The sequence below is a fragment of the Stenotrophomonas sp. Steno-Z10-BAI genome (genome assembly GCF_056393115.1).
On record NZ_JBWJOZ010000004.1, the window covers coordinates 308,838 to 324,343 of the forward strand.

13 protein-coding genes are annotated in these 15,506 nt (G+C 67.4%); 7 read left to right on the top strand and 6 right to left on the bottom strand.

Annotation, left to right across the window (positions count from 1 at the left end):
- Nucleotides 1-55 precede the first annotated feature (55 nt).
- From hrcA to AC06E9_RS12860, 6 genes are all read left to right on the top strand, one after another.
- Complete coding sequence (gene hrcA, locus AC06E9_RS12835) at nucleotides 56-1,123, top strand: heat-inducible transcriptional repressor HrcA (RefSeq protein ID WP_478056178.1); 1,068 nt, start codon at nucleotides 56-58, stop codon at nucleotides 1,121-1,123.
- A gap of 82 nt (nucleotides 1,124-1,205) precedes the next feature.
- Nucleotides 1,206-1,721, top strand: a complete 516-nt coding sequence (gene grpE / locus AC06E9_RS12840; RefSeq protein ID WP_121042061.1) for a nucleotide exchange factor GrpE — start codon at nucleotides 1,206-1,208, stop codon at nucleotides 1,719-1,721.
- 175 nt (nucleotides 1,722-1,896) lie between these two features.
- Nucleotides 1,897-3,825, top strand: a complete 1,929-nt coding sequence (gene dnaK / locus AC06E9_RS12845; RefSeq protein ID WP_478056179.1) for a molecular chaperone DnaK — start codon at nucleotides 1,897-1,899, stop codon at nucleotides 3,823-3,825.
- 164 nt (nucleotides 3,826-3,989) lie between these two features.
- Nucleotides 3,990-5,123: a molecular chaperone DnaJ gene (gene dnaJ, locus AC06E9_RS12850; RefSeq protein ID WP_088433151.1), complete on the top strand. Its 1,134-nt coding sequence runs from the start codon at nucleotides 3,990-3,992 to the stop codon at nucleotides 5,121-5,123.
- A gap of 189 nt (nucleotides 5,124-5,312) precedes the next feature.
- Nucleotides 5,313-6,221: a pyridoxal kinase gene (gene pdxY / locus AC06E9_RS12855; protein ID WP_478056180.1), complete on the top strand. Its 909-nt coding sequence runs from the start codon at nucleotides 5,313-5,315 to the stop codon at nucleotides 6,219-6,221.
- On the top strand, nucleotides 6,218-7,330 hold the full coding sequence (locus AC06E9_RS12860) for a prephenate dehydrogenase (RefSeq protein ID WP_121042069.1): 1,113 nt from the start codon (nucleotides 6,218-6,220) through the stop codon (nucleotides 7,328-7,330). Before pdxY ends, AC06E9_RS12860 begins: the two co-directional genes overlap by 4 nt.
- A gap of 147 nt (nucleotides 7,331-7,477) precedes the next feature.
- Here AC06E9_RS12860 and AC06E9_RS12865 read toward each other — a convergent pair whose 3' ends face one another.
- From AC06E9_RS12865 to AC06E9_RS12885, 5 genes are all read right to left on the bottom strand, one after another.
- Nucleotides 7,478-7,672: a hypothetical protein gene (locus AC06E9_RS12865; RefSeq protein ID WP_121042071.1), complete on the bottom strand. Its 195-nt coding sequence runs from the start codon at nucleotides 7,670-7,672 to the stop codon at nucleotides 7,478-7,480.
- 67 nt (nucleotides 7,673-7,739) lie between these two features.
- The gene (locus tag AC06E9_RS12870; protein WP_282259322.1) at nucleotides 7,740-9,506 is read right to left on the bottom strand and encodes an ABC transporter transmembrane domain-containing protein; all 1,767 of its coding nucleotides are present in this window, start codon (nucleotides 9,504-9,506) and stop codon (nucleotides 7,740-7,742) included.
- Nucleotides 9,499-10,107 (bottom strand): IMPACT family protein, encoded by a 609-nt coding sequence (locus AC06E9_RS12875; protein ID WP_152151615.1) that lies wholly within the window; start codon nucleotides 10,105-10,107, stop codon nucleotides 9,499-9,501. Before AC06E9_RS12875 ends, AC06E9_RS12870 begins: the two co-directional genes overlap by 8 nt.
- Before the next feature lie 44 nt (nucleotides 10,108-10,151).
- On the bottom strand, nucleotides 10,152-11,132 hold the full coding sequence (locus AC06E9_RS12880; RefSeq protein ID WP_461770380.1) for a hypothetical protein: 981 nt from the start codon (nucleotides 11,130-11,132) through the stop codon (nucleotides 10,152-10,154).
- Complete coding sequence (locus AC06E9_RS12885; RefSeq protein WP_121042227.1) at nucleotides 11,129-11,683, bottom strand: RNA polymerase sigma factor; 555 nt, start codon at nucleotides 11,681-11,683, stop codon at nucleotides 11,129-11,131. The genes AC06E9_RS12880 and AC06E9_RS12885 overlap by 4 nt, the downstream gene beginning before the upstream one ends.
- 224 nt (nucleotides 11,684-11,907) lie before the next feature.
- Between AC06E9_RS12885 and AC06E9_RS12890 the strand changes: the two genes are divergently transcribed.
- Nucleotides 11,908-14,769, top strand: a complete 2,862-nt coding sequence (locus AC06E9_RS12890; RefSeq protein ID WP_478056181.1) for an EAL domain-containing protein — start codon at nucleotides 11,908-11,910, stop codon at nucleotides 14,767-14,769.
- Nucleotides 14,770-14,790: 21 nt separating this feature from the next.
- Here AC06E9_RS12890 and AC06E9_RS12895 read toward each other — a convergent pair whose 3' ends face one another.
- Nucleotides 14,791-15,384, bottom strand: coding sequence for an LOG family protein (locus AC06E9_RS12895; RefSeq protein ID WP_019183145.1), 594 nt, complete (start codon nucleotides 15,382-15,384; stop codon nucleotides 14,791-14,793).
- Between the last annotated feature and the right edge of the window lie 122 nt (nucleotides 15,385-15,506).

Sequence of the window (15,506 nt, forward strand, 5' to 3'; positions counted from 1 at the left end):
CTTGCCAACGCGCCGTGCAGCCATTATCTAAGTGGGCGTCTCACAGGCTGATTCCATGCATCCTTCCGCGTCCCATCTCGCCCCGCGCGCCCGCCATCTGCTGCGGACGCTGATCGCGCGCCACATCCAGGATGGGGAGCCGGTCGGCTCGCAGACCCTTGCCCGGCATGCCGGCCTGGATGTCAGCCCGGCCACGATCCGCAACATCCTGGGCGACCTGGAAGACCTCGGCCTGCTCAGCTCGCCGCACACCTCGGCCGGCCGGGTGCCGACCGCGCACGGCTACCGGGTGTTCGTGGACAGCCTGGTCAAGATGCAGCCGCCGGGCGAGGGCGAGCTCAGCCGCCTGCGCACCGAGCTGGCCACCGGCACCGGCACCCAGGCCCTGCTCGGCAGTGCCTCGGAGCTGCTCTCGGCGATGAGCCATTTCGTCGGGGTGGTCAGCGCCCCGCGCCGGGAGCAGTTCGCGTTCCGGCATATCGATTTCGTGGCGCTGGACGCGCGCCGGGTGCTGGCGATCCTGGTGTTCGCCGACAACGAGGTGCAGAACCGGGTGATCGAGCCGCGCCGCGGCTTCAATCCCGGGGAGCTGGAGCAGGTCGCCAACTACCTCAATGCCAACTGCGCCGGGCGGCCGCTGGCCGAGATCCGGGCCCGCCTGCTGCTGGAGCTGCGCGATGCGCAGTCGGAAATGGAGCAGTTGCTGGCGCACAGCATCGAGCTGGCCGAGCAGGCGATGGTGCCGCCGGCCGATGACATGGTGCTGTCCGGGCAGACCCGCCTGATGGGCGTGCAGGACCTGTCCGATCTGGAGCGCCTGCGCGAGCTGTTCGATGTGTTCGCCAGCAAGCGCGAGATCCTGCAGCTGCTCGAGCGCACCATCCAGGCCCCGGGCGTGCGCATCTTCATCGGCGAAGAGACCGGGGTGATGCCGCTGGAAAGCGTCTCGCTGGTCACCGCCCCGTACTCGGCCGATGGCCAGGTGCTCGGGGTGCTGGGGGTCATCGGCCCGAAACGGATGGCCTACGACCGCATGATCCCGCTGGTGGAAGCCACCGCCCAGGTACTGGGGGCCGCGCTGGGCTCGCCCGCTGGCGGCGGATTGTCCCGCGATCGCGCATAAAGCGGCCCTGGACTCTTGAATCCCGTAGCCGCGCCCACATAGGGGTGGGTGGAGGCGGAGAGTCACCGCCAAGGATCCGGAAATGAACCAAGATCAGTCAGATATCGCATCCCAGAATCCCGCCGGCGAGCCCGGCGCTGAGCCGTCCCTGCAGCAGCAGCTGGACAGCCTGCACAACGAGCTGGCCCTGCTGCGTTCGGAGTCGCTGCGCGAACGCGCCGACCTGGACAACCAACGCAAGCGCGTTGCCCGCGACGTGGAACAGGCGCGCCGCTTCGCCAACGAAAAGCTGCTTGGCGAGCTGCTGCCGGTGTTCGACAGCCTCGATGCCGGCCTCAATGCCGCCGGCAGCGAGCCGAGCCCGCTGCGCGAAGGTCTCGAACTGACCTACAAGCAGCTGCTCAAGGTCGCCGCCGACAATGGCCTGACCCTGCTCGACCCGACCGGCCAGACCTTCAACCCGGACCACCACCAGGCCATCAGCCAGGTCGACGCGCCCGGCGCGGCACCGGGCAGCGTGGTGCAGGTGTTCCAGAAGGGCTACCTGCTCAACGACCGCCTGCTGCGGCCGGCGCTGGTCGTGGTGGCCCGCGACTGACCCACGGGTCGGTCCGCCGGGCCAGGCCCGGCGGTTCGACCGGACGCTGAACGCGTTGGGTCGCCATCGGACACTGTGTTTGATGGACGGCTTGAAAGTGTCCGCAGCGTCCCACACATCCCATTCATAACCCGGCAGCTGCCGGATGTACCCAGAACTTTCAGGAGTCTCCCTCATGGGCAAGATCATTGGTATCGACCTCGGCACCACCAACTCGTGTGTGGCGATCATGGACGGCGGCAAGGCCCGCGTCATCGAAAATTCGGAAGGCGATCGCACCACGCCCTCCATCGTTGCCTACACCAAGGACGGCGAAGTCCTGGTCGGCGCCTCGGCCAAGCGCCAGGCGGTGACCAACCCGAAGAACACCTTCTACGCTGTCAAGCGCCTGATCGGCCGCAAGTTCACCGACGCTGAAGTCCAGAAGGACATCGCGCACGTGCCCTACGGCATCCTGGCCCATGACAACGGCGACGCCTGGGTCCAGACCAGCGACGGCAAGAAGATGGCCCCGCAGGAAATCTCCGCCCGCGTGCTGGAGAAGATGAAGAAGACCGCCGAAGCGTTCCTGGGTGAGACCGTCACCGAGGCCGTGATCACTGTGCCGGCCTACTTCAACGACAGCCAGCGCCAGGCCACCAAGGACGCCGGCCGCATCGCCGGTCTGGAAGTCAAGCGCATCATCAACGAGCCGACCGCTGCTGCCTTGGCCTATGGCCTGGACAAGGGTGACGGCCGTGACCGCAAGATCGTTGTGTACGATCTGGGCGGCGGCACCTTCGACGTGTCGATCATCGAGATCGCCAACGTCGACGGTGAGAAGCAGTTCGAAGTGCTGGCCACCAACGGTGACACCTTCCTGGGCGGCGAAGATTTCGACAACCGCGTCATCGAATACCTCGTCGACGAGTTCAACAAGGACCAGGGCATCGACCTGCGCAAGGATCCGCTCGCCCTGCAGCGCCTGAAGGACGCCGCCGAGCGCGCCAAGATCGAGCTGTCCACCAGCCAGCAGACCGAAGTGAACCTGCCGTACGTCACCGCTGACGCGTCGGGCCCGAAGCACCTGAACATCAAGCTGACCCGCGCCAAGCTGGAAGCGCTGGTGGAAGACCTGATCAAGAAGTCGATCGAGCCGTGCCGCATCGCGCTGAACGATGCCGGCCTGCGTTCGAGCGACATCGGTGAAGTGATCCTGGTCGGCGGCCAGACCCGCATGCCGAAGGTGCAGCAGGCCGTGACCGAGTTCTTCGGCAAGGAACCGCGCAAGGACGTCAACCCGGACGAAGCCGTGGCACTGGGTGCTGCGATCCAGGGCGGCGTGCTGGGCGGCGACGTCAAGGACGTGCTGCTGCTGGACGTGACCCCGCTGTCGCTGGGCATCGAGACCCTGGGTGGCGTGTTCACCAAGATCATCGAGAAGAACACCACCATCCCGACCAAGGCCTCGCAGGTGTTCTCCACCGCCGAGGACAACCAGTCGGCCGTGACCGTGCACGTGCTGCAGGGTGAGCGCGAGCAGGCCCGCTTCAACAAGTCGCTGGCCAAGTTCGACCTCTCCGGCATCGAGCCATCGCCGCGCGGCCTGCCGCAGGTGGAAGTGTCCTTCGACATCGACGCCAACGGCATCCTGCACGTGTCGGCCAAGGACAAGAAGACCAACAAGGAACAGAAGGTCGAGATCAAGGCCGGTTCGGGTCTGTCCGAGGACGAGATCGCACGCATGGTCGCCGACGCGGAAGCCAACCGCGAAGAAGACAAGAAGTTCCATGAGCTGGTCCAGGCCCGCAACCAGGCTGACGCGCTGATCCACGGTACCCGTACCGCGATCACCGAACACGGCAGCAAGGTCGGTGGCGATGTGATCGGCAAGGTGGAGTCGGCCCTGGCCGATCTGGAAATCGCGATGAAGAGCGATGACAAGGCACAGATCGAAGCCAAGTCGAAGGTGCTGGAAGAAGCCGGCCAGGCCCTGTTCGCGGCCTCCGCGGCGGCAGAGCAGGGCGGTGCGGCGCCGGGCCCGGATGCCGGTGCCAACAACGGCGCGCACGACGATGTGGTCGACGCCGAGTTCACCGAAGTCAAGGACGACAAGAAGTCCTGATCCGGACTCGACACGGGACGTTGCGCAGGCAGCGTCCCGTTGTCATATCCCCCTTCTGGTCCTGACAGCCGTATCCCGGCCTGTCGGGGCGCCCGGCGAAAGAGCGGACCTGGTGCCGCTCTTCCGCTTTGACGAATCCCGACTTCCGGAACCCGATTCAAGTTATGAGCAAGCGCGATTACTACGAAGTGCTGAGCGTGTCCCGCACCGCCAGCGATGAAGAACTGAAGAAGGCCTATCGCCGTTGCGCGATGAAATACCATCCGGACCGCAATCCGGGTGACAGCGAGGCCGAGGCATCCTTCAAGGAATGCAAGGAAGCCTACGAAACCCTGTCCGACGGCAACAAGCGCCGCATGTACGACGCCCACGGCCACGCTGCGTTCGAGCACGGCATGGGCGGCGGTGGCGGCCCGGGTGGCCCGGACATGGGCGATATCTTCGGTGACATCTTCGGCAACATCTTCGGCGGTGGCGCCGGCGGTGGTGGTCCGCGCCAGGCCCGTCGCGGTGCCGACATCGGTTACGTGATGGAGCTGGACCTGGAAGAGGCGGTGATGGGCGTGGAGCGCCGCATCGAGATTCCGAGTCTGGTCGAGTGTGATGACTGCAACGCCAGCGGTTCGGAAGACGGCAAGGTCGAGACCTGCTCGGTCTGCCGTGGCCAGGGCCAGGTGCGCATCCAGCGCGGCATCTTCGCGATGCAGCAGGCCTGCCACCACTGCAACGGCCGTGGCCAGATCATCCAGAACCCCTGCAAGACCTGTCACGGCAATGGCCGTGTCGAGGAAGACAAGGTGTTGTCGGTCAAGGTGCCCGCGGGCGTCGACACCGGCGACCGCATCCGTCTGTCTGGTGAAGGCGAGGCCGGTCCGGCTGGCACCCCGGCGGGCGATCTGTACGTGGAAGTGCGGGTGCGCGAGCACGCGATCTTCCAGCGCGACGGCGATGACCTGCACTGCGAAGTGCCGATCCGCATCTCGCAGGCCGCGCTGGGCGATACCGTACGCGTGGCCACGCTGGGCGGTTACGCCGAAATCCGCATCCCGGCCGAGACCCAGACCGGCAAGCTGTTCCGCATGCGCGGCAAGGGCGTGCGCTCGGTACGCAGCCGCAGCGAAGGCGATCTGTACTGCCGCGTGGTGGTGGAGACCCCGGTCAATCTCACCCCGGAGCAGCGCAAGCTGCTGGAACAGTTCGAAACCACCTTCACCGGTGAGGAAGCGCGCAAGCATTCGCCGAAGTCGGCGACGTTCATCGATGGCGTGAAGGGCTTCTGGGATCGCATGACGTCGTAAGCGTCACGTGTTGCCGTGAACTACCGAAGGCCCCCTGGCGACAGGGGGCCTTTTTTGTGCGCGGCGGTACGTGTGTGGTCCGCGCGCGGAAAAGCGTGTCTCTCTGGGCCGCCGGTGCTCTCGACACGGTCCACCGCTCGACCCACCTTCCGTCGCGCCTGGAGAGACTCGCAGGCGTAAAATGTCGGCATGAACGAATCCCTCGAAAGCCACCTGGTCCACGGCCGCCGCCAGCGCCCGGACGGTCCGTCGCCGGTCGACGTCATTTCGGTGCAGTCCCAGCTGGTGTACGGCTATGCCGGCAACAGCGCGGCCGTCCCGCCGCTGCGTGCGCTGGGCGTGCGCGTGGCCGAAATCCCCACCACGCTGCTCAGCAACGCGCCGTTCTACGAGACCACGCGCGGCCGCGTGCTGCCCTCGGACTGGTTTGCCGATCTGCTGCTCGGCGCCGGTGAGCGCGGCCTGCCACAGCGGGCGCGGATGCTGGTGTCCGGCTACTTCGGCAGCGTCGGCAACGGCGCGGCCTTCGCCGACTGGCTCGATGCGGTGCTGCCGTCCTCGCCGCAGCTGCGCTACTGCCTGGACCCGGTGATCGGCGACACCCACACCGGCCCTTACGTTGAGCCGGGCCTGGAAAACGTCTTCGCCGAACGTCTGCTGCCGCATGCCTGGCTGGTCACGCCGAATGCCTTTGAACTCGGCCGACTGACCGGCATGCCAAGCCTGGCCCAGGACGATGCGATCGCCGCGTCGCAGGCGCTGCTGGCGCGTGGCCCGGAGTGGGTGCTGGCGCACAGCGTCGGCGGCGATCCGGGCCAGCTGGTCACGCTCGCGGTGAGCCGCGACGCGATCTGGCGCTGGTCCTCCCCGCATCTACCGGTGGACGTGGCGGGTACCGGCGACGTGCTGATGTCGCTGTTGGTGGCGTTCCTGCTGCGGGGAGAAACCTTCGAACAGGCGATCTCGCGCGCCATCGCCGGCGTGCATGTCGCGCTGGAGACCACGCTGGCCAACGGCCACGAAGAGTTCGATGTTCTGGCCGCGGCGCCGGCGGCGCTGGCACTGCCGGATCGCTTCGTTCCCGAGCGCCTGGCGTGAGTCTGACGCCGGTGGTGGGCATCGTCGGCAGCGACGGTGCCTACGGGCGCTGGCTGCGCCGGTTCCTGGAGCAGCGCCTCGGGCTGGACGTGATCGGCCATGACCCGGCCGACGCATCGTCGGACAATCCGGAAACGCTGCTTGATCGCGCCGAGGTATTGATCTTCTCGGCACCGATCCGGCACACGCCCGCGCTGATCGCCGACTACGTGGCCCGCTCGGCCGGTCGTGAAGCCGGTCGCCTGTGGCTGGATGTCACCTCGGTGAAATCGGCCCCGGTGGAGGCGATGCTCGCCTCGCAGGCCGAGGTGGTGGGCCTGCATCCGATGACGGCCCCGCCCAAGGCGCCGACGCTGAAGGGCAGGGTGATGGTGGTCTGCGAGGCGCGCCTGTCGCGGTGGCAGCCGTTCGTGCAGCAGCTGTGCGAGGCACTGGAAGCGGAGTGCGTGCGTGCCACGCCCGAGCACCACGACCAGGTCATGGCGCTGGTGCAGGCGATGGTGCATGCCACGCATCTGGCCCAGGCCGGTGTGCTGCGTGAGTACGCGCCGCTCCTGGGTGCCTTGCCGGCGTTGATGCCGTATCGCTCGGCCTCGTTCGAGCTGGATACCGCGATCATCGCGCGCATCCTTTCGCTCAATCCGGCGATCTACGAAGACATCCAGTTCGGCAACCCGCATGTGGCGCCGATGCTGGACCGGTTGCTGGCCCAGTTGCAGCAGCTGCGATCGCAGCTGGAGAAGGGCGATGACGCGGCACGCGCGGCGTTCCGCCAGCAGTTGCTGCTGGACAACCGCGACAGCCTGGGCGCGGAGGTGCTGGCCGATGGCAATTACACCTTTGAGCGGGTCGGCTACCTGCTGGCCGATCTCACCGAACGCAACGCGATCAGTGTGCACCTGCCCGAAGACCGGCCCGGCTCGTTGCGCGAGTTGCTGCACGTGTTCGAGCGGCACCGGGTCAGCCTGGCTTCGATCCATTCATCGCGTACGCCGGCCGGTGAGGTGCACTTCCGGGTGGGCTTCGTGGCAGGCAGCGATGCCCTCGCACTGCAGGCGGCGGCCATCGAGATCGATGCCTCCGGTATCGGCCGCGTGCTGGTGCGTTGACACGATGCGCTGCAGCATTCATCCACAGGGGGTGTGGATGATCTGCGCACAAACGTGTGGATAAGTGTGGGCGCGCCTTGCGACAAAAGGCTGTCAAGATACTTGGTCAAAAATTGACCAACATCCGCGTAACTTTTTTTCAACGCCTCAGGTGACTAGCGTGAGCTCGCCGCCGGCCGTGCGGAACTCGCGGCCGTCGCGGATCAGATGGCGGCCATCGGCCAGCTCGTAACGCGCACTCTGGCCGCTGCCTGCAGCGGCATCGGCCTGCTCATCCTTGAACTCGATGATGACGTAATCGTCGCCGTTGGCATCCGTGGCGGGGAACTGTCGGAACGACATGAAACACCTCCTGCAGCGCATCCAGTGAGGGCTGCAGGATGCGATGGCCGGTGTTACCGGCCCGTCATCAATCGATGAATTGCAGGCGCGCCAGTTCGGCGTAGAGACCGCCCTCGGCCAGCAGCTCGGCATGCGTGCCCTGGGCGACGATGCGGCCGTGGTCCATGACCACGATGCGGTCGGCCTTGAGCACGGTGGCCAGGCGGTGCGCGATCACCAGCGTGGTGCGGCCGGCCATCAACCGCTCCAGCGCCTGCTGTACGGCGCGCTCGCTCTGTGCATCCAAGGCGCTGGTGGCTTCGTCGAGCAGCAGGATCGGGGCGTCCTTGAGCAGGGCGCGGGCGATCGCGATGCGCTGCTGCTGGCCACCGGAGAGGCGCGCACCGCGCTCGCCCAGCTCGCTGGCATAGCCTTCGGGCAGTGCCTGCAGGAACTCATCGGCCTCGGCGGCTTCGGCCGCGCGCTGCACCTCCTCATCGGTCGCCTCCAGGCGCCCGTAGCGGATGTTCTCGAACGCACTGCTGGCAAACAGGGTGGGCTGCTGCGGCACCAGCGCCAGCTGTTCGCGCAGCTGCGCCGGATCGACCTCGCGCAGGTCCACGCCATCGACCAGGATGCGACCGGCCGCGGGATCGTGGAAGCGCAGCAGCATCGACAGGATGGTGCTCTTGCCGGCGCCGGACGGGCCGACCAGCGCGACCGTTTCACCCGGGCGCACGTGCAGATCCACATGGTCCAGCGCAGCGGTATCCGGGCGCTGCGGGTAGTGGAACACCACATCCTCGAAACGGATCTCGCCGCGCAGTGGCTGCGGCAACGGGGTGGGATGGGCCGGGGCGGTGATCTCCACGTCTTCCTGCAGCAGCTCGGCAATGCGGCCCATGCCGCCCGACGCACGCTGCAGCTCGTTCCAGACCTCGGCCAGCGCACCGACCGAACCGCCGCCGATCAGCGCATACAGCACGAACTGACCCAGCGTACCGGCGCTCATGTTGCCGTCGATCACCTCGTGCGCGCCCAGCCACAGCACGCCGACGATGGCACCGAACACCAGCACGATGGCGCTGGCGGTGACGATCGACTGGGCGCGGATGCGGCGGCGGGCGGCACCGATCGCATCGCCCAGCGCGGCATTGAAACGGCCGCGCTCATACGGCTCACGCGCGTGCGCCTGTACGGTGCGTACCGCCCCCAGGGTTTCAGAGGCCAGGCTGTTGGCATCGGCGATGCGGTCCTGGCTGGCGCGCGCGATATTGCGCAGGCGGCGGGCGCCGATGATGATCGGCAATACCGCCAGCGGAATGCCGACCAGCGACCACGCCGCCAGATGCGGGCTGGTCACGAACAGCATCACCAGGCTGCCGACCACGGTCACGCTGCTGCGCAGGGCCACCGACATGGTCGAGCCGATCACGCTGCGCAGCAGTTCGCTGTCGGCGGTCAGCCGCGAGACCAGCTCGCCGCTGCGGCTGCGGTCGTGGAAGCCGGCACCCAGCGTGATCAGATGGGCGTAGAGGCGGCTGCGCAGATCGGCGACCACCTTTTCGCCCAGCAGCGAGACGAAGAAGAAGCGCGCGGCGGTGGCCAGCGCCAGCACCACCGCGACCAGGAACAGCAGGGCGAAGGCCTTGTTGATCTGGCCGCCACTGGTGAAGCCGTGGTCGATCATCTGGCGCACCGCGACCGGCAGGCTCAGGGTGGCCACCGAGGACACCGCCAAGGCCACCAGCCAGGCACTGAACAGCCCGACGTGCCGGCGGACGAACGGCCACAAGGTGTTCAAGCTGCCCAATCGGCGCATCGGCGTGTCGTTCGGAACGGGTGCGTCAGTCATTCGATGGGCCTGGTTCGATGCGGGATTCAATACGGACACGATCACGAGTGGCGTCGCGGAGGCGGTTTTTCAACGGTTCGACCTGATCGGCCGGCAAGCGCAGGTGCAGGTTCACGCCGTCGGCGGTGAACGCTTCGTCCACTTTCTCGGCCAGATGGGCGCCCAGGGCGGCATGCAGCGGGCCCAGATCCTCGAAGCCGGCTTGCACGTCAAGCTCGGCCATGGCGATCAGGGGCAGCCGTGGTGCCAGCCGCAGGCACTCGGCGGCGGTACCGCCATACGCGCGGACCAGGCCGCCGGCACCGAGCTTGATGCCCCCGTACCAGCGTGTCACCACCACCATCACCTGATCGAAGCCCTGGCCATCGATGGCGGCCAGGATCGGGCGGCCGGCGGTGCCGGATGGCTCGCCATCGTCGCTGGAGCGGTAGTCGTTGCCGTAGCGGTAGGCCCAGCAGTTGTGGGTGGCATCGGCGACGGCGACCTGCTGCAGGAACTCCAGCGCGGCCGCCGCATTCTGGATCGGCGCGGCATGGGCGATGAAGCGGCTGTGCTTGATCTCCAGGCTGTGGCTGACGGGGGTGGCGAGCGTATCGGGCATTCCCATCATTCTAGTGGGGATGCCTGATCACCGTACGCGCCGCGTCAGTTCTCGAGCAGCTGGCGGAGATCGCGCGGGATGCGCACTTCCGGGTACTGCTGCAGATAACGCTCCAGGCTGGCACGTGCGGTATCCACATCGCCGGCATCGCGTCGCTCGCGGATGCGCTTGAGCCATTGCTTGCGCGGCAGTCCGGCATCGGCAGCGACGGCCTGGTGAAGGGCACGTACCGCCTCGTCTGCCGAGGCGGGCGCCGCCATCGGCCCGGCGGCGCGGCGCATCACGCCGGGAGCGCTGGGCGCGGGTTTGGCTGGCGCTGCGCTTTTTAGCGCCGCACGTGGTGCTTCGCGGTCCATCGTGGAGCCGGTCACCACGACGCTGTCCAGCGCCGGTTCGCTTGTGTCCATGGCATACGCCGATGCCGCCTCCGGTGCCGGTGCCGGCATCATTGGCGCCGGGGCCGGGGCCGGCGCTGGTGCGGAAACAGGCGGCGCGGGTGCCGTGATCACTTCCGGGCGGGGCGGGGCGGCCGTCCGCGCATGCTCGGGCGCAGGCGCCGCGGTTGGCGCGGTGGCGGCCGCTGTGTCTTTCGCCATGCGCGCTTGCTGGACCACGGGCGGTGCAGCGACCGGGGCCGGTGGCGGTGCGGCGTCCAGCGCCGGCGCAGCCTCCGTCCTTGCCGTGCTCGATGCGGCGGCGCCCGGTACGGGTGCGGCAACCGGTTCGGCCAGCGGTGGCGCGGGTGGTTCTTCAGGCTTGAGCTGCCAGGCGATGCCGACCGCGAAGATCACCGAGGCGGCGAGGCCGAACACCGCCGGCAGGCGCGAACGCGGGCGCGTTGCCCGCACCGGCGCAGCCGGCGGCAGCTTCCAGGTAGCAGCGTCCGCAGCCGGTGCTTCCACGGCGGTACGCGCGGCCGCGAGTACGGCCTCGTCGATCGCCGGTGCGGGACCGGTCGCGCTCGGCCGACCCAGCAGCCGGGCCAGTTCGCGTTCTTCCGGGGTCAGCGAATCCGGGCGGTTCATCCGCTCAACCCCGCGCGTAGTTTGTCCATGGCATAACGCAGTCGCGATTTGACTGTCTCACGGCCGACGCCGGTAATCTCGGCGATCTCTTCCAGGCTCAATTCCTGTTCCAGACGCAGTTGCAGGACCTCGCGCTGCTCCGGCGGCAGCTGCTCCATTGCCAGCTGCAGCTGGCGGCGTTGTTCGAACTCTGAAAGCTGCGTTTCCGGGGTGCGCGCATCGGCGATCGCCGCGACCCGCTCATCGGCGTCGATCGGGGCCGCAGGCCGGTGCCTGGCCGCACGCCAGTGGTCGTTGAGGCGGTTGTGGGCGATCCGGAACAGCCAGGTGGTGAAGGCGGCGTCCGGCTGCCAGCCGGCGCGCGCGGCGATCACGCGCTGCCAGACATCCTGGAACATCTCATCGGCCAGCGCGCCATCGCGCAGCTGGCGCAGCAGGAAGCTGTACAGACGGCTGCGATGACGGCCATACAGCGCCTCGAACGCACGCAGGTCGCCGCCGGCCCAGGCCAGCATCAGCGCTTCATCGGTCGGCAGGGCAAGGGCGTCCACGCCGCACAGAGTAAGCGCTGCGGGGGTGTTCGCATAGTCGACGGCGCGCGCGGCGGCGGAGCGGGATGGCATGGCGATGACCTGGGGCACGGCAGTAACAACGTCCAGCAGCGCCGGATGGAGTTGAAGCGCTTCCATTGCCCCCCGGTCTGCGCGTTATGCTCGCAGGACAGGGGAGGTGCCGGGCAGCCGGCGCCCGAGAGACGAGCGACGTGTCAAGCCAGATGGTGACCTCTTCAGTGCAACGGGACGGTGATGCGGTGATCCCTGCCGCGGTCGCCACGGCGTTGTGCGCCCTGTTGCCGGCCGGGGCGGCGATCACGCTGGCCTGGTCGGATCCGGTGCTGGGCGAGGGCGCTCTGGACCACCCTCAGGGCCGCACCCCGCCGGCGGACGCTGTTCCCGCGCGGCGTCAGGCGGCCTCGGCCGGCACGGCGTTTCAGCAGCGCTGGAGCCACAGCGGCGCCGACCTGACGCTGGAGGTGACCCTGGCCGCCGGGACGACACCGCCGGACACGTGGTGGGCGTTGGCGCGCTCCCTGTTCCAGAGCACCCTGCTGCTGGCGAGGCAGCGCCGCGAGATCGCCTCCCTGGAGGAGTCCAAACGCCTGCAGCAGGCGCTCTATGAAATCGCCGATCTGGCCGGTGCGGATCTGGAAATGGCCGAGATGCTTCGCCACTTCCATCGCGTGCTCAATTCGCTGATGTACGCGCAGAACTGTTTCATCGTCGAGTACGACGACATCCGCCACAGGGTCCGCTTCCTGTATTTCGCCGACCAGAAAGATGATTTCGTTGCAGACCCGGATCGCAGCTACGAAGAACACGAAATGCCGCGCAGCCTCACCTTCGCGCTGCTGCGGCATGGCGAGCCATTGAGCGGGCCCTCGCGGGAGCTGCTGGCCGTCCTTGATGACGAGCACGACCCCGAGCGTGGGCCGGAAAGCCTGGACTGGCTGGGCGTGCCGATGCTGCGCGATGGGCGGGTCTGTGGTGCCATCGTGGTGCAGAGCTACGAGCACCGGGCGCGTTATGGCGAGGCCGACCGCACCCTGCTGGGTTATGTCGCCCAGCACATCCTGACCGCGATGGACCGGCGCCAGGCGCAGGTGCAGCTGGAGCGCCAGGTCGAGCGCCGCACGGTCGAACTGCAGCGCGCCAACCGCAACCTGCAGGAGGAGGTGGTCGAGCGCCGCCGTGCCGAAAAACTGCAGCTGGCGCTGTTCAACATCGCCGAGCTGGCGATGAGCGCTGAATCGCTGTCGCAGTACTACGGCCAGGTGCATGGGGTCGTGGGCACGCTGCTGGATGCGCGCAACTTCTATATCGCGCTGGTCAATGAAAGGGGGGATGGGCTGGAGTTCGTGTACTCGGTGGATGAGTACAACCCCTCGCGCGCACCGCGCCCCTTCAGTGAAGGCCTGACCGAGTTCATCGTGCGCAACCGGCAACCGCTGCTGGCCACGCGCGAGCGCATCGATGCGCTGCGCGACAGTGGCGTGGTGCGCGAGTTCGGCGCGCGCTCGAACTGCTGGCTGGGTGTGCCGTTGTTGAGCGATGACGATGTGGTCGGCGTGATCGTGGTGCAGAGTTATTCGCCGGAGGTGGTGTTCACCGTGCACGACCAGCGGCTGCTCACCTTCGTGGCACAGAACATCGGCAACGGACTGTCCCGCCAGCGTGACCAGGAGCGGCTGCGCAATGCGCATGCCGATCTGGAACAGCGCGTGGACGAGCGCACCCGCGAGCTGGCCGACGTCAACGACAGACTGCTGGGCCAGATCGGCGAGCGCCTGCGTGCCGAACAGCGCCTCACCCACCAGGCCATGCACGACGCGCTGACCGGGCTGCCCAACCGCCTGCATCTGCTGGATCGGCTGGAAGACGCGATCGTGCGTGCGCGCACCAACGAGAGCCAGGGCTTTGCCGTGCTGTTTCTGGACCTGGATCGCTTCAAGCTGGTCAACGACAGCATCGGCCATGCTGCCGGTGACCAGATGCTGGTGGAGGTGGCCAAGCGCATCGTCTCGATGATCTCCGCGCAGGACGTGGTCGCGCGGCTGGGCGGCGATGAGTTCGCGATCCTGCTCCAGTGCGGTGATGGCCTGGCCTCGGCGCTGGAGTTTTCCCAGCGGATGCTGGTGGCGCTGGAAGAGTCGATGTGGGTGAAGGGGCGCGAGCTGTTCCCCTCGGGCAGCCTGGGTATCGCCATGTGGAACCCGCGCTACCGCAACGGCGAGGAACTGGTGCGCGATGCGGATGCGGCGATGTACCGCGCCAAGGCGCAGGGCAATGATCGCTGCGCCGTATTCGATGAGGCGATGCGCGAGCAGGCCCTGCGCAGCCTGGATCTGGAGGCGGACCTGCGGCGGGCCATCATCAACCGGGATTTCATGCCGTTCTATCAGCCGATCGTGCGGCTCAGCGACGGCGAACTGGTCGGCCACGAGGCGCTGCTGCGCTGGCAGCATGAGCGCCGCGGGCTGCTGCTGCCGAGTGCGTTCTTGGATCTGGGCGAAGAGAGCGGCCTGATCGAACAGGTGGACTGGCTGCTGTACGAACAGGTGATCACCCAGCTCGCGCGCGGTGGCCGTGGCTATCTCTCGGTGAACGTATCGCCGCGCCACTTCCGCTCGGCCGATTTCAGCACGCGCCTGTTCGGCCTCATCGAAGCGGCCGGTGCCGATCCGCACCGGTTGCGGCTGGAGATCACCGAGGTGGCGCTGCTCGATGACGGCCCGCGGACACTGCGCATCCTGCAGACCCTGCGTGAGCGTGGGGTGCTGGTGCAGCTGGATGATTTCGGCACCGGCTTTTCGGCGCTGTCCTACCTGCACCGGTTCCCGATCTCGACGCTGAAGATCGACCAGTCCTTCATCGCCGGCCTGCACGGGCAGGACATGCAGAGCACGCATGCGCTGGTGCAGGGCGTGCTGTCACTGGCGCGCACGCTGGGCATCGAAACGGTGGGTGAGGGCATCGAAACCCAGGCCCAGCACGACACGTTGCTGCAGCTCGGCTGCGATTACGGCCAGGGCTATCTGCTCGGCAGGCCGGCCCCGATGGCAACCACCGCGACGGCCTGAACCGTCGCGGCGCCGCAGGGATCAACGCAGCGCGTTGGCCCGCTTTTCGTCGATCCACTTGGAGGCCTGCGCCGGCTCGTAGGCACGCATCCAGGCCAGCATTTCATCGATGTCCGAGCCATACCACAGATCCGCGCGCTGGGCCGGGTGCAGGAAGCGCTCTTCGACCATGCGATCGATCATGCCGATCAGAGGGGCATAGAAGCCGTCCACATCCAGGAACGCACAGGGCTTGTTGCCGATGCCCAGCTGGCGCCAGGTCAGCATCTCGAAGATTTCTTCCATGGTGCCGAAACCGCCGGGCAGGGCGACGAACGCATCGGAGAGGTCGAACATGCGCGACTTGCGCTCGTGCATCGAACCGACGATTTCCAGCTCGGTCAGGCCGCGGTGGGCCACTTCCCAATCGGCCAGCTGCTGCGGGATCACGCCGGTGACTTCACCGCCGCCGGCGAGCACGGCGTTGGCCACGGTGCCCATCAGGCCGACGTTGCCGCCGCCGTAGACCAGGCGCAGGCCGTCGCGGGCGATGCGGTCACCCAGCGCGATGGCGCGCTCGGTGTAGACCGGCTTGCTGCCGGGGTTGGAACCACAGTAAACGCAAATCGACTTCATTGGATCTTCCTGTTGTCCGAATCTGTAGCGACCGGAAACGAAAAAGCCCCGCCGATGACCGGTGCGCTGGTCTCGTGACGGGGTGTCGTTCCGCAGGTGCGGTGGCGGATTATCGCGCGTTT